20 protein-coding genes are annotated in these 19,890 nt (G+C 41.0%); 16 read left to right on the top strand and 4 right to left on the bottom strand.

Annotated elements, in window-relative coordinates:
- The first annotated feature begins 32 nt into the window (after positions 1-32).
- From ATS75_RS17515 to ruvX, 6 genes are all read left to right on the top strand, one after another.
- Positions 33-926 (top strand): hypothetical protein, encoded by an 894-nt coding sequence (locus ATS75_RS17515; protein ID WP_058561714.1) that lies wholly within the window; start codon positions 33-35, stop codon positions 924-926.
- A gap of 30 nt (positions 927-956) precedes the next feature.
- Positions 957-1,421: a hypothetical protein gene (locus ATS75_RS17510; protein WP_058561713.1), complete on the top strand. Its 465-nt coding sequence runs from the start codon at positions 957-959 to the stop codon at positions 1,419-1,421.
- A 354-nt stretch (positions 1,422-1,775) separates the two neighbouring features.
- Positions 1,776-2,510: a 16S rRNA (uracil(1498)-N(3))-methyltransferase gene (rsmE, locus tag ATS75_RS17505; protein WP_058561712.1), complete on the top strand. Its 735-nt coding sequence runs from the start codon at positions 1,776-1,778 to the stop codon at positions 2,508-2,510.
- 53 nt (positions 2,511-2,563) lie between these two features.
- The gene (gene gshB, locus ATS75_RS17500; protein WP_058561711.1) at positions 2,564-3,517 is read left to right on the top strand and encodes a glutathione synthase; all 954 of its coding nucleotides are present in this window, start codon (positions 2,564-2,566) and stop codon (positions 3,515-3,517) included.
- Positions 3,518-3,749: 232 nt separating this feature from the next.
- Positions 3,750-4,307 (top strand): YqgE/AlgH family protein, encoded by a 558-nt coding sequence (locus ATS75_RS17495; protein WP_058561710.1) that lies wholly within the window; start codon positions 3,750-3,752, stop codon positions 4,305-4,307.
- Between the two features lie 33 nt (positions 4,308-4,340).
- Entirely contained in the window at positions 4,341-4,787 is a 447-nt protein-coding gene (ruvX, locus tag ATS75_RS17490; protein WP_058561709.1) for a Holliday junction resolvase RuvX, read from the top strand.
- On the opposite strand, the gene ATS75_RS17485 is transcribed toward ruvX, so the two are convergent.
- The 3 genes from ATS75_RS17485 to ATS75_RS17475 are packed head-to-tail and all read right to left on the bottom strand — an operon-like array spanning position 4,750 to position 7,861.
- Positions 4,750-5,661: a hypothetical protein gene (locus ATS75_RS17485; RefSeq protein WP_058561708.1), complete on the bottom strand. Its 912-nt coding sequence runs from the start codon at positions 5,659-5,661 to the stop codon at positions 4,750-4,752. The genes ruvX and ATS75_RS17485 overlap by 38 nt on opposite strands.
- A gap of 4 nt (positions 5,662-5,665) precedes the next feature.
- Entirely contained in the window at positions 5,666-6,793 is a 1,128-nt protein-coding gene (locus tag ATS75_RS17480; protein ID WP_058561707.1) for a PilT/PilU family type 4a pilus ATPase, read from the bottom strand.
- 27 nt (positions 6,794-6,820) lie between these two features.
- Complete coding sequence (locus ATS75_RS17475; protein WP_058561706.1) at positions 6,821-7,861, bottom strand: type IV pilus twitching motility protein PilT; 1,041 nt, start codon at positions 7,859-7,861, stop codon at positions 6,821-6,823.
- Between the two features lie 2 nt (positions 7,862-7,863).
- Between ATS75_RS17475 and ATS75_RS17470 the strand changes: the two genes are divergently transcribed.
- The 8 genes from ATS75_RS17470 (at position 7,864) to ATS75_RS17435 (ending at position 15,130) form a co-directional block, all read left to right on the top strand.
- Complete coding sequence (locus ATS75_RS17470; RefSeq protein WP_058561705.1) at positions 7,864-8,577, top strand: YggS family pyridoxal phosphate-dependent enzyme; 714 nt, start codon at positions 7,864-7,866, stop codon at positions 8,575-8,577.
- A gap of 15 nt (positions 8,578-8,592) precedes the next feature.
- The gene (proC, locus tag ATS75_RS17465) at positions 8,593-9,414 is read left to right on the top strand and encodes a pyrroline-5-carboxylate reductase (RefSeq protein WP_058561704.1); all 822 of its coding nucleotides are present in this window, start codon (positions 8,593-8,595) and stop codon (positions 9,412-9,414) included.
- Positions 9,415-9,623: 209 nt separating this feature from the next.
- On the top strand, positions 9,624-10,157 hold the full coding sequence (locus ATS75_RS17460) for a YggT family protein (protein WP_058561703.1): 534 nt from the start codon (positions 9,624-9,626) through the stop codon (positions 10,155-10,157).
- A gap of 47 nt (positions 10,158-10,204) precedes the next feature.
- Positions 10,205-10,648 (top strand): DUF4426 domain-containing protein, encoded by a 444-nt coding sequence (locus tag ATS75_RS17455; protein WP_058561702.1) that lies wholly within the window; start codon positions 10,205-10,207, stop codon positions 10,646-10,648.
- A gap of 3 nt (positions 10,649-10,651) precedes the next feature.
- Positions 10,652-11,251: an XTP/dITP diphosphatase gene (locus tag ATS75_RS17450; RefSeq protein WP_058561701.1), complete on the top strand. Its 600-nt coding sequence runs from the start codon at positions 10,652-10,654 to the stop codon at positions 11,249-11,251.
- Complete coding sequence (hemW, locus tag ATS75_RS17445; RefSeq protein WP_058561700.1) at positions 11,248-12,384, top strand: radical SAM family heme chaperone HemW; 1,137 nt, start codon at positions 11,248-11,250, stop codon at positions 12,382-12,384. The genes ATS75_RS17450 and hemW overlap by 4 nt, the downstream gene beginning before the upstream one ends.
- A gap of 84 nt (positions 12,385-12,468) precedes the next feature.
- The gene (locus ATS75_RS17440) at positions 12,469-14,301 is read left to right on the top strand and encodes a DUF885 domain-containing protein (protein ID WP_058561699.1); all 1,833 of its coding nucleotides are present in this window, start codon (positions 12,469-12,471) and stop codon (positions 14,299-14,301) included.
- Between the two features lie 136 nt (positions 14,302-14,437).
- The gene (locus ATS75_RS17435; RefSeq protein ID WP_058561698.1) at positions 14,438-15,130 is read left to right on the top strand and encodes a hypothetical protein; all 693 of its coding nucleotides are present in this window, start codon (positions 14,438-14,440) and stop codon (positions 15,128-15,130) included.
- A gap of 94 nt (positions 15,131-15,224) precedes the next feature.
- Here the strand turns inward: ATS75_RS17435 and ATS75_RS17430 are convergent, their stop codons facing one another.
- Positions 15,225-15,941, bottom strand: a complete 717-nt coding sequence (locus ATS75_RS17430; protein ID WP_058561697.1) for an SIMPL domain-containing protein — start codon at positions 15,939-15,941, stop codon at positions 15,225-15,227.
- 116 nt (positions 15,942-16,057) lie between these two features.
- Between ATS75_RS17430 and ATS75_RS17425 the strand changes: the two genes are divergently transcribed.
- Positions 16,058-18,730 carry a bifunctional acetate--CoA ligase family protein/GNAT family N-acetyltransferase gene (locus ATS75_RS17425; protein WP_058561696.1) on the top strand — a complete coding sequence of 891 codons (2,673 nt, stop codon included), beginning with the start codon at positions 16,058-16,060 and terminating at the stop codon, positions 18,728-18,730.
- A gap of 18 nt (positions 18,731-18,748) precedes the next feature.
- The gene (locus ATS75_RS17420) at positions 18,749-19,696 is read left to right on the top strand and encodes an ion transporter (RefSeq protein ID WP_058561695.1); all 948 of its coding nucleotides are present in this window, start codon (positions 18,749-18,751) and stop codon (positions 19,694-19,696) included.
- Positions 19,697-19,890: the final 194 nt, after the last annotated feature.

The raw sequence follows: 19,890 nt of genomic DNA, 5'->3' as shown, positions 1-19,890 counted from the left end.
TAACTAATATACTAAAACCAAATAGGTTAACCATGTCATATTTGTCTTTATCTAACACTAGTTTAGTGGCTATTGCTATCTGTTTTGCAGTTATTTGTATCACTGTATTTACTTTACGCGGATTAAACCACTTGAAGGCAAAACAAGCTTTAAAAGAAGAGCTTGCACAACATGATAACTTTGCGATGGGCATTAGTTTTGCCTCAGAGATAAGTGTTGTCATTGCAACCATCGCTTTTTTATTCGATGAGATAAGTTTTCGCACAGCACAATCAAACCCATTAAAAGTGGTTACGCTAATCGTTCTTCTATTCGCATTTATCAAGGCTGGCCACATCATTCATCGAAAATGGATTTTGCATCGTTTTAATGAAGAAGCTGCTATTTTAAAACAAAATGTATGCGCAGCAATGGTCGATTCAGGCATGCTCATGGCGAACTGCATAATTACACTTGGGTTATATAACTGGTCCCACACGCAAGGGTTTAGTAGCTTACTCATTGCCTTTGTTAGTTTCTTTTTACTTCAAGGTTTTTTTGCTTTAGATAGCAAAATACGTGAATACCGTTTCGCACAAGCAAATCAAGGCGCTTCATTACAAAGTAATTTTAATTTAGAAAATACCTCAATCGGTATTCGTTATGCGGGCAAATCTATCGGTCTTGCTCTAGCAATGTACGCAGGTTTAGCGAGTGCTACTTTCCACAGTGGTAAAATGGTCGAAAACTTATTCACATTAGCTTTACATTGCGGCTCGATGTGGTTATTACTGTATATATTAACGACCATCATCAAGTACATTTCTTTACCTAATATTGATACTGCGCTTGAGATTGATCACCAAGATAACATTGGGGTAGCCTGCATTGAGTTTGCTGTTTTCTGCGCTATAGGCTATTTACTTATTAGTATGTTTTCAATTTAACAATTGAAAATACCCAAAATGTGGGGCCTTATGCCATTTCAAGTAAATAATTTTTTATTAATCGATAACGACAGTGATTTTAGTCGTAGATTCACTGAACACTACTTTCGTGGTTCACAAAATAGTACATTAGTTATCGCAGGCGCAAATACTCGCCAATTGGTTAAGCTCATGTTTGATCAACTCATTAAAGATTATTGCTACTGTGACTTTGCTAACGAAATTAGCGTTTCTGAGTTGGCAACCTACTTACATGAGCATCATGAAATAGCAGGGGTTTTGTTCAATGAAACCGATTACCTTTTAGCCGATGACAAACAACGTTTTATTTATAATTCACTTCACAGCGTGCGGTTTTTAGTCAGCGAGGGCGAGCAAGGGTTTCAATTTTCACCTGTCCCAGATGAAGCCCATAATAATCACTTATCATGTCAAGGTGACATAGCGCAAACGCCACATGATTTAGACGCGTTAAGTGAAAAGTTAAATAGTTAAATAGTTAAATATCGAACACACATATACCCAAACCACCTCAAGATGCGAGCGTCGTTGGAATTAAAAGTGATTTAGGCAAGGCATTGATTACAAAAAATAGTGGTTCTATTGTTAAAATCAATAACGCAGTATAAACCATTTTTATACCAACCTCTTGGGCGTTTCACAGGCACTTACTCTCATCGTTTTTACTTCTTAAAAGGGGCTGTCATTGTTTCAAAATAACGCCTTGATATTAAGCCCCCTGTGAAACGCTGAATTCTGCATCTTGAAGTGGATTGGGTATAATAGTATTTGCACCTAGGCGCTCCCTTTCATACCATAGCCATATTAGCTATCTATCTTAAGGTCATCATGCGCGTTCCTCATATTTACCAAGCAAGCGATATTGCTTTATCAACCCCAGTTCAACTAGATGACGATGCGGCAGGTCATATTGGCCGCGTGCTTCGAATGAAAGTCGGTGAGCAAGTATCACTCTTTAACGGGCAAGGTGGTGAATATTTATGTGAATTAATCGACGTTGGTAAAAAGTCTGTTATTGCAATGCCAATAGCGTTCAATGATATCGACGTGGAATCACCGTTACGTATTCACCTAGGCCAAGGTATTTCTCGTGGCGATAAAATGGACTTCACCATTCAAAAATCTGTTGAATTAGGCATTACAGACATCACCCCTATTTTTAGCAAACGATGCGGCGTTAAATTAACTGCCGAACGCTTAGCCAAAAAACATCAACAATGGCAAAAAATAGCGATTGCTGCGGCTGAACAGTCTGGCCGAAACCGTATTACAACCATTCACCCACCTATTGATATCAGTGATTGGCTTAATCAAAAAAGCGATGAAATTAAATTAACATTGCACCCGCGAGCTGAGCATTCAATTAAAACAATTACAGTTCCAGAGAGCGGTGTACGCTTTTTAGTTGGCCCTGAAGGTGGATTTACCGATGAGGAAATTGCGCTAACTAAAGCGCAAGAGTTTGTCGACATTCGTATTGGCCCACGCGTTTTACGAACGGAAACGGCAGCTTTAACGGTCTTAAGTGCATTACAACTTCAATTTGGCGACTTAGCGAATTGAAATTACTAAAAGTACCCTCATATCAACAACACTCTATTTAGTAAGGTAGCAACATGGCGATTAAATTAGGTATTATTTCAGATCCTATTAGTGGGTTTAATATTAAAAAAGACACGGGGTTTGCAATGATGATGCAAGCTCAAAGCCGTGGTTATGAAATCTACTACATGGAAATGGATGATTTATCATTGCGTAAAGGCAAGTCCTATGCAACAGCCGCTAAAGCAACTGTATTCGATGATGAAAATCACTGGTATGAGTTAGAAGAAAAGGCGACGATTGCATTAGCTGATTTAGATGTCATTTTAATGCGTAAAGATCCGCCATTTGATACCGAATACATTTATGCAACTTACATCCTGGAACGTGCAGAACTTGAAGGCACGTTAATTATAAATAAACCGCAGAGCTTACGCGATGCCAACGAAAAACTATTCACAGCCTGGTTTAGCGAGCACACGCCAGATACCTTGGTAACGCGCAATAAAAAGCAAATTCGAGAGTTCCTTAATGAACATAAAGACATTATTCTCAAGCCTTTAGATGGTATGGGGGGAGCATCTATTTTCCGCGTGGCAGAAAATGATGCTAACTTTGGTGTAATCTGCGAAACACTAACCGAACACGGTACTCGCTTTGCAATGGCTCAAAATTTTATTCCAGAGATCAAACAAGGTGACAAACGCGTATTGGTTGTTGATGGTGAAGTTATTCCGTATTGTTTAGCACGTATTCCACAAAACGGCGAAACACGCGGAAACCTAGCGGCAGGTGGTCGAGGTGAGGCGCGCCCTATCAGTGAGTCAGACCTAAAGATAGCGCAAGCTGTAGCCCCTACACTCAAAGCTAAAGGGCTTATTTTTGTCGGTTTAGATATAATTGGTGACAAGCTCACAGAAATAAATGTCACTGCACCAACCTGTGTAAAAGAAATTGAAGCGGCGTATGATATTTCAATCACAGGTATCTTATTTGATGCAATTGAAGATAAATTAGGCCGTAGTTAACTAATCTATGCCATACTTTATTAAATAAAGAATACCCGCTTTGGATTTAAAAGCGAATTTAGCAGCATAATGTTTAACTGCATTTGCTGCTGACTTTTGAACCCTAGCAGTTAGCATAATAATATTAACGCACCAGAACTTTCCTATTTAACTGAATTAAAAACAGCACATTCTTTCGTGCTATTTAAATAAAAGTAACTCCCCACCTTGGGGTAAAATGAGGGGTATCGTTATGCAATCATTAGAAAATCATTTTTTAATCGCCATGCCATCAATGCAAGACCCTTTTTTTAAACGTGCCGTTGCATATATTTGTGAGCACAATGAAGACGGGGCTATGGGTTTGGTGATTAACCAACCTATCAATATCACCGTAGGTGATTTACTTGATAAAATTGAAATCGATAACGACAAATCAAATCAATCTGCACAACTGGCAGTGTATGCCGGAGGCCCGGTAAAAACTGATCGAGGGTTTGTTTTACATTCACCTAAACCAGGCTACTCAGCAAGCCAAAAGTTGAGTAGCGACATTATGATTACCACATCCAAAGATGTACTAGCCAGCCTAACAACAACACAGGCGCCGGATCAATTTATTATTACTTTAGGCTACGCAGGCTGGGAGCAAGGGCAATTAGAGCAAGAGCTGTTGGAAAACTCATGGCTTATAATAAAAGCCGATCCTGACATTATTTTTAACACACCTGTGGAAAAGCGCTGGGAAAAAGCAGTCGAAACTCTTGGTTTTGACATTGGCCAATTAAGTACTGAGGCTGGACACGCCTAAGCGCTCAAGTTTTTGAATGAAATAGAAGATACAATGACAAAAAGACAACTCAAGCCCAAAGGTGAGCGCACGGTGATGGGCTTCGACTTTGGCACAACTAGCATTGGTATTGCCATTGGCCAAGAATTAACAGGGACTGCATCAAGTCTCAGTGCAGTAAAAGCAAAAGACGGCATTCCTAACTGGGATTTTATAAAGAAACATGTTGATGAGTGGCAACCCGATTTATTGGTTGTTGGCTTACCATTGAATATGGATGGCACAAACCAAGAGGTTACTTTCAAGGCCAAAAAGTTTGCTAATCGTCTGCATAACAATTTTGGCCTACCTGTAGAGACACAGGACGAACGATTAACCACTGCGGATGCAAAAGCGCGTTTATTTGAACAAGGCGGTTACAAGCGCCTAGGTAAAGGAAATGTAGATAATATGTCTGCAGTTATTATTCTGGAAAGTTATTTTGAACAAGCTTACGGGTGAGCGGTAAGTTAATAATAACCTGATCGTTAAGCTGTGGTATGAACCCAGCTTGGCGGTAGGCTTTTTCTATTGCACCTTGCTCACGTAATATTTTCAGCCCTTTTTGCAGGGCAGTAAATGCGCTCAACCCATCAGGGTGTAGTTTAGACACGACAAAGTGACGACTATCATCTAACAATACAAGCATATCTGGCACGGCGGTCAGTTTAATGCCTTCAAGTACATATTCATTGTTCATCTCAGGCATTAATGGCATCAACATAAAATCGACCCATTTCATAGACACCATCCTAACTTGACTCAACCACTCATCTTCTCTAACTAACCGCTTGAGAGGTAATTGCGAGAGTGTCTGCCAATCAGTTCGCCAGCGAGGGGTTGAAACGCTAGTAAGCACATTAAAATCAGAGAGGTTTTTAATATTAAATACCGCTTTATTATCAGGTGAGGCAAAAATGCCAGCAAAATACTCACCTTTGCGGATCACCGGATCGCTGATATACACTTCATCAGTAAATGATTTAGTGTCTTCATACCAATAGCTATCAAAGCTGATGAGTAGCTCACCTTTTTCCAGCAAACGCGTATTACGAAAGTTTATTTTTCCAACTTGGTAATCAAACGTTTTTGTAAATCCACCTAAATATAGAGCCTGCTGGGCAATAATCATATCGACCACGTCACGACGAACAAATTCAGTATTAAAGTCCTTAATTTGAATAGGCTCTTTACCAGCTAAAAAACGCCGATAGTCATTGTAAACATCATCTCGAAGATAAATCGCAATACTGTCTGGCTGTGCGACAGCAAAAAATGGTGTGCATACACAATAAAAAAACAGGGGAATACAAAACCATTTCTTGCCAAACTGCATACAGCTAACCTTTGTTGTCTAAGCCATCAATGGTTACGCCTTGTAAAAAGCCAGCTCCTTGCTGTTCATTGTTTCTAAGTTTAATCATCAAACGTAAATCATTTGGTGAATCTGCATGGTGGAGGGCATCGGCGTAATTAATACGCTGTTGCTTGTAAAGCTCAAACAAAGCCTGATCGAACGTTTGCATGCCCATATCTTTAGCCTTTGCCATGGCTTCTTTAATCCCACCAATATCCCCCTTTTTGATGAGCTCGCCAACAATCGGAGTATTGAGCAAAATTTCAATGGCTGCCACACGACCATTACCATCAGCTGTTGGGACTAATTGCTGTGCAATAATTGCACGTAAGTTTAATGATAGATCATATTTGAGCTTATCGTGCTTTTCTTTTGGCACCAAATGCATGATGCGGTCAATAGCTTGATTGGCATTATTTGCATGTAATGTTGCAACACACAGGTGACCTGTTTCTGCAAAACTAAGTGCATATTCCATCGTCTCTTGTGAGCGTATTTCACCGATTAGAATAACGTCAGGGGCCTGACGTAATGAGCTTTTTAATGCAGACTCAAAGCTTTCTGTATCAAGGCCAACTTCGCGCTGAGTAATAATACTCTTGCGATGCTCATGCACAAACTCGATCGGGTCCTCTATCGTTAAGATATGACCTCGCTGATTCCGATTACGATAACCAAGCAATGCTGCAAGTGACGTTGACTTACCCGTCCCTGTTCCACCCACAAACAAGACTAACCCTCGCTTGGCCATAATCACATCAGTTAACGTAGAAGGCAGACCCAGGTCGTTAACATCGGGTATTTGAGTAACGATACGACGAATAACCATTCCTGCACGATCGCGCTGCCAAAATGCTGAAATCCTAAAACGCCCTTCATCTGTCGCAATAGCAAAATTACACTCTTTCGAGTTATGAAACTCAGCTTTTTGCTTTTCGCTCATCGCCGATTCAACAAATGCCAGAGACTCCTCATCACTGAGTTTATCGTCACCTAGAGCGATCAACTCACCATTAATCTTCGCACTGACAGGTAGTTGACTTGATACAAATAAATCAGATCCTTGCTTATCTATCATCAACTGTAAAAAATAATTTAGAGAATGAGACATACTATTCCTTATTGCATGAGCTGAGGGCTAACCGCCAAAATTAGTTTTGTCTTGCGCTTTAGCGCGCGCTTCAGCCGTTGAAACAACGCCATGATTCACAAGGTTGACTAAACATTGATCCATGGTTTGCATACCATGGGATGAACCCGTTTGAATTGATGAATACATTTGTGCAATTTTATCCTCTCGGATTAAGTTTCTGATTGCAGGTACGCCTATCATAATTTCATGTGCAGCAACACGTCCTCCCCCCACTTTTTTAAGTAAGGTTTGTGATATTACAGCGCGTAATGATTCAGAAAGCATGGATCTCACCATGTCTTTTTCTTCACCCGGGAACACATCGATAATACGGTCAATGGTTTTTGGCGCTGACGTGGTATGCAGCGTTCCAAATACTAAATGACCGGTCTCTGCTGCCGTCATTGCAAGGCGAATTGTTTCTAAATCACGTAACTCACCAACTAAAATAACATCAGGGTCTTCACGTAATGCACTTCTCAATGCATTGGAGAAGCTATGTGTATCACGATGAACTTCACGCTGATTAATCAGCGATAGTTTGTTGTCATGAACAAACTCGATAGGGTCTTCAATGGTTAGTATGTGGTGGTGTTTATTTTGATTAATATAATCAACCATGGCCGCCAGAGTGGTTGATTTACCTGAACCTGTAGGGCCTGTAACCAGGACTAATCCACGAGGGTTATCCGAAATTGTTTTAAATATATCAGGCGCACCTAAATCATCCAATGTGAGTACTTCACTTGGGATGGTGCGAAATACAGCAGCGGGTCCGCGGTTAGAGTTAAACGCATTGACACGAAAGCGCGCCAGATTAGGCACCTCAAACGAAAAATCCACCTCTAAATTTTGCTCGTAATCCTTTCGTTGATTATCATTCATAATGTCGTAAACTAGGCTATTTACATCTTTATTTTCCAACGCTGGAATGTTTATACGACGCACATCGCCATCAACACGGATCATAGGGGCAACACCTGATGATAAGTGTAAATCCGATGCTTTATGTTGAACACTAAAGGCCAATAATTCGGTAATATCCATTTATGACTCCACAACCAACTGATAATTATATGGTTACAATACCAGAACGACTTAACGCCGCCTACGCAAGAATTATAAAAGCGGCAAAAAAAAACCACCGTAACGAACAAGATATTAGCTTACTTGCGGTATCAAAAACAAAACCTGCTGAATACATTTTAGCTGCTTATAATGAAGGACACCGAGAATTTGGTGAATCTTATGTTCAAGAAGCCGTTGATAAAGCCATTCAGCTTGAAGAATATGCCGATATCATATGGCATTTTATTGGCCCTATTCAATCGAATAAAACAGCATTAGTCGCTAAACATTTCCATTGGGTACAAAGTATTGAGCGTGAAAAAATAGCGAAACGCTTAAATAATCAACGTCCAGACACCATGCCACCACTCAATGTACTAATTCAAGTAAATATCAGCTTAGAACCGGCTAAATCAGGCTGCCATCCAAATGAGCTAATGGATTTAGCACGCTACGTGGATGCATGCTCAAACTTAACACTGCGAGGAATTATGGCGATTCCTGTAAAAACCGACGATTCACAGCAGCAAATACAATATTTTGAGCAATTAGCGACTTGCTTTGATAGACTTAAGGCCTTATATCCTCAAATAGACACCCTGTCGATGGGCATGAGTGGTGACGTAGAAGCAGCAATCGCTGCGGGCTCAACCATGGTTCGCATCGGCACGGATATTTTTGGCCAACGAAGCTAAGGTGATAACTAAGATATGACAGATAAAACAATTGCGTTCATAGGCACAGGTAATATGAGCTATGCCATTATTGGTGGCATGGTGAAAAACGGATTTGCAGCATCAAATATTATTGCAACAAACCGAAACCAAGAAAAACTCGCCAAGGTAGCAGCCGATTTTGGGGTCAAAACCACCGCCGATAATAACGCAGCACTGCGTGATGCCGATGTAATTGTATTATCAGTAAAGCCGCAAATGATGGGTGAGTTATGTCAATCATTTCAAGATTCAGGCGTAGACTTTAGTGATAAACTCTTTATCTCTGTAGCCGCTGGCCTAACAGTGGATCGCTTACGTGAAATGCTAGGCCAAAAAGTAAAAATGGTACGTTGTATGCCTAACACCCCTTCTTTACTTGGCCGTGGTGTATCAGGCTTGTTTGGCGCAGGTGAAACAACCGACGAACATGACTTTGTACAACAGGTCTTTGAGTGCACCGGTATTGTAGTTTGGGTTGAGCAAGAATCTGAAATCAATAATATCATTGCCGTAACAGGTTCATCACCAGCTTACTTTTTCTTATTTATGGAAGCCATAGAAGAAAAAGCAAAATCCTTAGGATTTAATGATGAAGATGCGCGCCGTTTAGTACAACAGACCGCGCTGGGCGCTGCTGAAATGGCATTATCACAGCCTGATATCAGTATATCGCAACTGCGTGCCAATGTGACTTCGAAAGGCGGAACAACACATGCTGCTGTTGAGCACTTAAAAGAGCAAGGTCTAACTAGCACTGTTGCTGATGCAATGGATGCTTGTATTGCCCGCGCAGAACAAATGGAACAAGAACTTTAATCAGGGCCTTTTGACCTTTCAAGGTTAAATTTGCAGTAGCCTGAAATGTTCTGCCTAGGGGCGGATTTACTCTTTGTTGCTTGGTTTTTACTTAGTCCACTAGGTTACAAACCTCGCGTCACGATTAAACCGCCCCTAGCTTGAACAAATTTTAATCCGCAAAGGTCAACAGACCCTAAAGCTATTACGCTTATTTTTCGAGGTATATTATGAATGCTATGCAATTTTTAGTCGGGATTGTATTTGATCTATTTTTAATGGTGGTATTACTTCGCTTTTGGCTACAAACAGCCAAAGCTGATTTTTACAACCCGTTGAGTCAATTTGTTGTAAAAGCCACCTCATTTGCTGTGAACCCACTGCGCAAAATCATTCCCGGTTTTGGTGGCTTAGACTTAGCCTCATTATTGTTAGCATTCATTGTCGCTGTAGCAAAAATTTCAACCTTAATGCTCTTATTTTATGGTGGTTGGGCTGCACAAACAGTATTTGTATCAGCGTTTATTACGGTAATAAAAGAAGCGCTTAACCTTATGTTTTGGGTGCTTATCATCCGCGCTTTATTAAGCTGGGTTAGCCAAGGTTACAACCCAATTGAGGCTGTTTTCCATCAGTTAACTGAGCCAATGCTGAAACCAATACGTAAAATAATACCGCCGTTAGGAGGCTTTGACTTATCGATAGTTGTACTCATTATCGCTTTGCAGTTTGGGCAAATCCTCTTTATGGATTTAATCGGTTAATCCACGCATTATCGAGGCCTCTAGGCCTCTTTTTTTAAGGGTCAAATATGAAAAAGCTAGTTAGTCTTTTATTTTTTGCATTAGCGGGTATCACATTTAGTGCACACAGTGAGCAACAGCAAGGGGGCCAATACAAAGAGCTAGGCCCTTGGCAAGTTCATTACATTGCATTCCCCTCAACATTTATTCAACCGCAAATAGCGAAAGCATATGGCTTAGAACGAAGTGATTACAAAGGTATTGTTAATATTTCGATTTTAAAAAACAATGCAGATAAAACCGCACAAACAGCCATGCTTACTGGCACAGCAAAAAACTTACTTGGCAATAAACAAACGCTCACCTTTAAAGAAGTAATTGAAGGCGAGTCTGTTTACTACCTAGCGCAAGTAAAGTTTACTAATGAAGAGATCTTACGTTTTGAGATCGACATTAAACAAGATAATCAATTTCAAAAATTGCAGTTTCAACAAAAATTTTATGTAGATTAAATCATGACACACACATTAGTTTTAGCCACAGGTAACCAAGGAAAGGTTAAAGAACTTGCACAGATGCTGACCCCCCTCGATATTAACGTAGTCCCGCAAAGTGATTTCAATGTTTCTAGCGTGCCAGAAACCGGCACCACATTTGTTGAAAATGCGATAATAAAAGCCCGCCATGCTGCAAAAGTGACCGGATTACCGGCCATTGCTGATGATTCAGGTTTAGAGGTAGATGCACTAAACGGTGCCCCTGGCGTTTACTCTGCTCGCTTCGCGGGTGACAACGCCACAGACCAAGACAATATAGATAAACTTTTGGCTGAATTAGCTGATAGCCCTGTTCGCAGGGCCCGATTTTGGTGCGTATTAGTCTTAATGCGCCACGGCGATGACCCGACTCCCCTTATTTGCAGTGCAAGCTGGGAAGGTCAAATAACACAAAACCAAGACGGTCAAGGTGGCTTTGGCTACGACCCGGTTTTTTATGTCCCTGAACTTAATTGTACAAGTGCACAGCTAACGAAAGAGCAAAAAAATGCCATTAGCCATCGCGGCCAAGCACTAAACGCTCTACTAGCAGAGCTTAAACTCAAAGGCGGCCTGTGAATTTACCCCTTTTAAGCCTTTATGTGCATGTTCCTTGGTGCGTGCAAAAATGCCCATATTGTGACTTTAATAGTCATGGGCAAAAAGGTGATATTCCAGAAAAAGAATATGTTCAGCATTTAATCGATGATTTAAAAGCAGACTTACATTTAGTGCAAGGACGTAAAATCCATTCAATCTTTATCGGCGGTGGCACACCCAGCTTACTAACAGGTGACGCGTACATTCGCCTCTTAAACGCGGTTGATTCATTAATTGGTTTAGCAGACAACTGTGAAATCACGTTAGAAGCAAATCCGGGAACCGTTGAAACAGGCCGCTTTAAAGAATATGTCGCCGCAGGTATTAATCGTATATCGATTGGTGTGCAAAGCATGCAAAACGACAAACTCAAAGCTCTTGGTCGCATTCACGGTGCTGATGAAGCTGTTTATGCTGCCCAGCAAGCCCATGGCGCCGGTTTAAATAGCTTTAATCTTGATTTGATGCATGGCTTACCAGGTCAAACGCTAGAAGATGCGCTAAGTGACTTGAAAAAAGTCATTGCCTTAAACCCACCCCATATTTCTTGGTATCAACTGACGATTGAAGCCAATACACAATTTGCTTCAAAACCCCCCATTTTACCGCCGGACGACACATTGTGGGATATTCAAGAGCAAGGCCAAGCTTTACTGGCTGATGCTGGTTACCAACAGTATGAAATTTCAGGCTATGCAAAACCGGATTATCAGTGCCAACATAACTTGAATTATTGGCGTTTTGGCGACTATTTAGGTATTGGTTGTGGCGCGCATGGTAAAATAACCGACGCGGCCACAGGGAAAATAACACGCACGATGAAGGTGAAGCACCCACGTGGCTATATGGATTTAGCTAAGCCATATCTATTTAAACAATGGGCTGTAGAAAATGACGACTTACCCTTTGAATTTTTTATGAATCGTTTTCGACTTTTTGAAGCCTGCCCTAAAAGTGATTTACATGCACTTACAAATTTATCGCTACAAAGTCAATCAGAAGCCTTGAACATAGCGGTAAATAAAGGCTTACTAGTTGATATGGATAACCACTGGCAAGTAAGCCAAAAAGGTCACCGTTTTTTAAATGACCTGCTAGAATTGTTTGTGTAGTGCAAAGCCAATATGGCGTGTAGCTACATACTAATAATAATTAATTTATAACCTTTATTGGTTTCTAACAACAAAAGGGAAAACATGCGTAAACTTACCTTTATCGCTGCCGCAGTGAGTATTGCACTGCTAGGTGGCTGCCAACAAATGGCTGAACAAAAAAGTACTCAAACTGTTCAAGTGCAACCTGTTCAAAGCGAAATTGACAAAGCCAATGCGTTTTTCGAAGATACCTTCAACCGTGATGTGATGAGCAGTCCTGTTTATCAAACTTATATGGGTATCAAAAAAGATTACGATAAATGGGATGATGGCAGCGAAGAAAAAGCGCTTGAAGACCTTCAGCAAACTAAAGACGACTTAGTGGCATTAAATGCGATTAACCGTGACTTGCTCGATGACAGCACAAAAGTAAGCTATGACCTTAAAAAGCAAGATCTTGAAAACAGCATTGCTGATTTTAAATGGCGCTACCATAACTACCCGGTAAACCAAATGTTTGGTGTTCACTCGATGATCCCTGCATTTATGATTAATCAGCACCAAGTGTCTGACGTATCTGATGCGAAAGCGTATATCTCGCGCTTAAATGGTGTAACCACCGTCATTGATCAGCTAATTAAAGATTTAGAGACACGCGCTAACAAAGGCATAATTGCACCTAAGTTTGTGTTTCCGCACGTGATTGATTCAAGCAAAAACATCATTATCGGTGCCCCATTTGAAAAAGGCGAAGATTCAACATTACTTGCTGACTTCAAACGTAAAGTAACGGCACTGGAAATTGATCAAGCACAAAAAGACAGCCTAATTGATGACGCTGAAAATGCGCTCAAGTCGGCGATAAAACCGTCTTACTCTAAGCTAATTAATTACTTAGCACAGCTTGAAAAGCGTGCTGACGACCGTGATGGTGCATGGAAATTCCCAGATGGTGAAGCGTTCTACAATAACGCATTAGCACGTACAACAACGACAGATCTTACTGCAAAAGAAATCCACACAATTGGTCTGGCCGAAGTGTCTCGTATTCATGATGAAATGCGTGAAATCAAGGACAAAGTGGGCTTTAAAGGTGATTTAAAAGCGTTTATGCAGTTTATGAAAACTGATAAGCAATTTTATTACCCAAATACAGCTGAAGGTAAGCAACGTTACCTTGATGAAGCAACGGCAATGATTGATAACATGAAGACGCGTTTAGATGAGCTATTCATTGTTAAGCCAAAAGCTGATTTAAAAGTAAAAGCAGTTGAAGCTTTCCGTGAAAAAGCAGCGGGTAAAGCATTTTATCAACAGCCAGCTCCAGATGGCTCACGCCCTGGTATTTACTACGCAAACCTTTACGATATGGAAGCGATGCCTACATATCAAATGGAAGCACTTGCTTATCATGAAGGGATGCCGGGCCACCATATGCAAATTGCTATTTCGCAAGAACTAGAAGGCGTGCCTAAATTCCGTAAATTCGGTGGCTACACAGCGTATATTGAAGGCTGGGGCTTATACTCTGAGCTAGTACCAAAAGAAATGGGCCTGTATGAAGACCCTTATTCTGATTTCGGTCGTCTTGCGATGGAACTTTGGCGTGCCTGTCGACTGGTTGTTGATACTGGTATCCATGAAATGAAATGGACTCGCCAACAAGGTATCGACTACTACGTAAATAACACACCAAACGCGACCTCTGATGGCGTGAAAATGGTTGAACGTCACGTTGTAATGCCATCACAAGCAACCGCTTATAAAGTGGGTATGCTGAAAATTTTAGAACTGCGTGAAGCGTCGAAAGCGAAATTGGGTGACAAGTTTGATATTCGCGAATTCCATGACGTTGTGCTAAAAAATGGTGCTGTACCATTAAACGTACTAGAAAGCTTTGTTGACCAATGGGTTGCAAGTAAATCAGCTGTTTAACAACACCTGAGTAAGTATATTAAAGGCCGCAACTGCGGCCTTTTTGCTGCTTGCAAACCTGCGCAGTGGTTAGTTAACAGCTTGACCAGCAAACGATTTCAGCTAGGATAGAATAAACAGTAATGAGGGAATGCCAATGGATACATGTATAAAACAACTCACACAACAGTTACAGCATCACCAGCTAAAAGCCGTTGTAGGTGATTTCCCTAAATTACCGTCAGAGCAACAAAGCATGCAACTTATGCATTTGTACCAAAGCGCACAACGTATGGATGTCAAATACAGCTACTTGCAAAATGTGGCGACCCGCATACTCGCAGAGCACCCGTTCCCCAAAAATTTAATTAGTGAATTTAAACACACTGAGCTTTTAAGTTTCTTTACCCCAGGACTTAAATTTAACAATGGGTTTGCCTTACAGGATGACCTTAAAAATAATGTGATGCATGCTTTATTTAGCCACTGCGATGCCAATACATTACCTTTTAATTATGTTCGCTCGCTAATGCTGTTTGAAAGCAACGAAAGCCTCTTACAAGCCCTGACTCAAGTAAATAGCGTAGGCCTAACACCAGTTGCAAGCTATATAACCTGTAATAAAGTACAAACCAGCTTACCTAAACACGAGTTTTCCGCACTACTGGCCCTTATGGAAGCTCAGTTTAAGCAAAATGAAAACATCAATACGGCTGCATTTTTAAATGCGCTAATCAACCTAAAGAATACTTTACCGAGCCATACTCTCAATGAGTACACGGTATTGTTAGCAAGCGCTTACCTGCGTTGTAAAACAGAAAAAATAGAAACCTACCTTCAACAACATTAATAATAAGAACGAGCGCGAACACCTAAAGTCAATCCAAAAAACGCCTTCAAGTGTTCACATTGCCGTTTTAAATTCGCCGTCAGAGCAAGCTAAATTAGTCTGACAAATAATATTCTACGCTTGTGACAACACGTACTTTTTTGAGCTGCGGCGTATTTGAATCCCTGTTAGAAATACTAAACTGCCCTTGACGAGCCGTTTTTATTTTGCCCAACTGAGATTGTGAATCTTTAGCAAACTTGATTGCCACTTCACGCGCCTTTTCAGTGGCTTCCTGTACCATGGCGGGTTTTACATCATTAAGCCCTGTAAACAAATACTCAATGCGCGTTTCATAGCTGTCTTGCACAATCGCAATCCCTTGCTTAGCGAGTTGATTTACCTTTGCCAAGGCATTTTGTACTTTTGATGGCTGTGATGAATAGACCGTAATATTTGCACGAGCTATGTACCTAAACTGCTGGCCTTCTCCACCGTATTCCCGTGCTTGTTTATCAACAATGGATTGAGCACCACGACTAATTTCGTTGTCATTAAAACCATGTAATTTTAAAAATGCGATAACCGCATCATTTTTTTGTTCAATGCGCTCAACCAACTTTTCAAGATCGTCATCCGCATCACTAAATTGTAATGGCCAAATAACGGTATCCGCCGCGACTTCAATCTCCGCAAGTCCCTTAACGGTAACGGTGCGTTCCATCCCTTTAACCTCAAGTGCCGCACTTTTTAAAATGGCCCCCAACCCTAATAGCCCTAATGAAAATGCAACCGCTGCAATTGCAATATGAGTCGATTGTGTTTTACTCATTTATAACTCCTTGATATAGATCGCGAAAAATAGCACTAAAACGTGTTTCATTAAAATTTAAGTGGTAGAGTTTAAGCGATTAAACTTAACCGCCACTTTACAGCGAAGGAAAAGCCATGAGTGTTAAGCGCATTAGCCAATTTTTTAACCCTACCTCTGTTGCCGTTATTGGTGCATCAAATAATGCATCGCGTGCCGGCTTTATCGTTATGCGTAACTTACTTCAAGGTGGCTTTAAAGGGCCTATAATGCCCGTTAGTCCAACGCACAAAGCCGTTCACGGCGTACTGGCTTATCCGTCTATCACTAAACTCCCCATCATTCCTGACCTTGCCGTTATTTGCACCAACAAACACACTGTAGCAAATATTATCGTTGAGCTAGGTGAATTTGGTTGCAAAAACGCAGTTGTCATCGCTGCAGGTATGAGTATAGAACAAAAAGAATCGCTGGAAAGTGCAGCTAAAAAAGCCAATGTATCATTGCTTGGACCAAACTGTTTAGGGTTGCTCATTCCGCATATTGGCTTAAATGCGAGCTTTTCGCACACTGTCACTTCACCGGGTAAAATTGCCTTCATCTCGCAATCTGCCGCCGTATGTTCAACCATTTTGGACTGGGCCAAAAATAAAGAAATTGGCTTTTCATACTTTGTTTCTGTAGGAGATTGCTTAGATATCGATTTTGCTGAGTTATTGGACTTTTTAGGCCGTGACGCAAAAACCAAGGCAATACTACTTTATATAGATAATATCGAAAATATTCGAGGCTTTATTTCAGCGGCACGCGCAGCAGCATTTAGTAAGCCTGTTATTGCCATAAAAACAGGGAAAACGGCAGCCGGCGCACTGGCAGCTGAAATTCATACCGGTGGAAAACAAAGCTCAGATGCTGTCTACGATGCACTATTTCAACGTGCTGGCATGTTAAGAGTAAGCGATTTAACGGAGCTTTTTGCAGCAACGCAAACGCTAGCGATGCACCCTAAACTACTTCAAGTTGAACAGCTCACTATTTTAACCAACGGTGGCGGGCCGGGTGTTATGGCGGTAGATAGCTTGTTACTCAGCTCAGGAAAGCTCACTCAACTAAGCGAAGAAACCCGTGCTGCACTGAATAAAGTCATCCCCCAATCTGATATGACGTCTAACCCTGTTGATATTTTTGGTGACTCTTCTCCTGCACGCTATAAACAAGCACTTGAAATTTTATTACACGCGAAAGAAGTCAAAAATCTGTTAATCATTCATACTCCTTCGGCAATTGCACCTAGCGAAGAGTACGCACAAATTATTGCGCAAACATTAAATACTTTGCCTAAGATGGCACGCCCTTATGTTATCACTAACTTCATGGGCGAAGATGCCGCTTACGCTGCGAGAAAGCTATGTAGCACTCACGCAATTCCGACATACCGCACTCCCGAAGGTGCAGTAAGAGCATTTATGCACTTGGTTATTTACCGCAGAAACCAAAAGCACCTTACCCAAACCCCTGAGTCAAATACCGACGATGCGAAAATAAATAAAAGCGCAGCGAAAGCCTTGGTGGATGAGTTCTTAGCAGACCAACAGAGTTACTTATCGACCCACCAGTCTCGTCAAGTGCTCGCTCATTATGGGATAGAGTGTATCCAAACTGAAGTGGCTTACACCCCAACAGAAGCCAAAGAACAAGCCATGGAATTAGGCTTTCCTGTTGCTTTAAAGCTAATTAGCCCGAGTATTCCATCAAAATCTGAAGTTGGTGGTGTCGTCCTTAACCTCAATGATGCACAAGAGGTAGAACAGACCGCCTTTGCGATGCTGCTGCGAATTAGAAACACCTACCCTGATGCTATTATTGAAGGGTTTTCACTGCAAAAAATGGCGCCTCGTGCGGGTGCCAATGAATTACGTATTGCGATAAAAACCGAGCCTAACTTTGGCCCTGTGATCTTAATTGGCGAAGCGGGTACAGGGCTTGAATTTGCTCAAGCGGCTGTTGCGCTACCTCCATTAAACATGAACTTAGCAAAATACCTCATTGCAGCCGCTCACGATAAAGGGGTATTAAAAGAGAGAATACTGCCTGAAAAAGTTGATAAATATCGCCTTTGCGCGTTATTAACCCGGATATCTCAATTGATCATCGATCAGCCCGACATAACAAGCGTAGAACTAAACCCTATTTTAGCGAGCAATGGGCAGTTTTTGGTGTTAGATGCAACAATGACGCTGAGTCGTTACAAAATACAAAGTCACCGCAAACGTTTATCAATTCGGCCATACCCGATTGAACTGGTTAAACATGTGACATTAAAAAATAATACACAAGCTGTACTTCGCCCTATAAAACCAGAAGATGAGCAAGCTCATCAGGCGTTTGATCAATCGCTAACTAAAGAAGATCGCTACAAGCGCTTTTTTGGTGAACTACCACAGTTTAATCATGATCAGCTGGCAAAAATGACACAAATTGATTACGACCGTGAAATGGCTTTTATTGTAACGCAGGAACAAGAGGGCCAGAGTCTAACATTAGGGGTATCACGGGTGTTAATGGATCCTGATAAAATTCGAGCAGAATTTGCAATTGTCGTGCGCTCAAAATGCCAGGGGTTAGGCCTTGGAGGCATATTAATGCGTGCTGCAATTGAGCACTGTAAAAGCCAAGGAGTGCAATTGATTGAAGGCATTACATTGCCTGAAAATAAAGGGATGATTGAACTTGCTCGAAAACTTGGCTTTAAAATCAGTCGTGATTTTGAAGAAGGTAGTATCAATATGTTGCTCGATTTGACGCAATAAAATAACACGGTATCTATTTTGAATTCATTACGAAAAAAAACGGCATTAGTACTCGAAGGCAACGGTGAATACCGCAACGTTAGCCATTACATTGATGTATTCCTCATCTCGTTGATCATGCTAAATGTGGTTGCCATTGTGCTTGAATCAATTGTGACTTTGGCCAACGAATATGCCTATCAATTCATTATGCTAGAAATAATATCCGTTGGTATTTTTGCCATAGAGTATTTGCTAAGGGTATGGTCATGTGTTGAGAGGGCTGAATATAAAGCAATACCGGTGAGCAACTTCAAGCGCCGCCTTAAATACATGTTATCGCCATTGGCGCTAATTGATTTAATGGCGATTTTACCGACCTTATTAATGATTTTTGTTTCATTCGATCTGCGCTTCTTAAGGGTCTTTAGATTATTACGTGTCTTTAAGCTTACTCGGTACTCGCGAGCTATGCAGTTACTATTACAATCATTTCGCGATGAAAGTAGCTCGCTTTTAGCTGCATTTTTTATCATGTCTGTCGTGCTTATTTTGGCATCATGTGGAATATACCTGATAGAACATGATGTACAACCCGATAAGTTTGGATCAATCCCGGCCGCAATGTGGTGGGCAATGGCCACATTAACAACGGTTGGGTATGGTGATGTAGTCCCAGTTACACCTATGGGTCGTTTTTTTGGCGGCATGATCACATTAGTCAGTATGGGGATGGTTGCTATTCCAACGGGCTTATTAGCATCCAGTTTTTCAGAGCAATTACGCAAACGCCGTTTACATTTTAGTGATGTAGTGCATGAATCTCTCAGTGATGGAAAACTTGATGATGAACAACTAGAGCGCCTTGAAACACTTCGCGTTAAGCTTGGGTTAAATAAACAAGAAGCAAATAAGGCAATTAAAGATCAACTCAATGATCGCAGTCAGCATTTATATTGTCGCCATTGCGGAGCGAAGCAAGACTAAGAATTAACGCTCTCTATTTCAAAAAGAGTACGATAAACACCGACCAAAAACATAAATACAGGCCATTAATGAGCCTGTATTTATGAATTGAAATCTAAGAATATCCCTTTACGCTAAGTGATTAACCTGAACTCTGGTTAAGAGATGTACTAATATACTGATATTAAATAATAAATTTTTTTATAAGTCTCCAG

Origin of the sequence: Pseudoalteromonas sp. H105 (assembly GCF_001469215.1) — a bacterium.
GTDB lineage: Bacteria > Pseudomonadota > Gammaproteobacteria > Enterobacterales > Alteromonadaceae > Pseudoalteromonas.
Note: the sequence above shows the minus strand (reverse complement) of the source record. Positions and strands in the feature narration are given on the sequence as shown.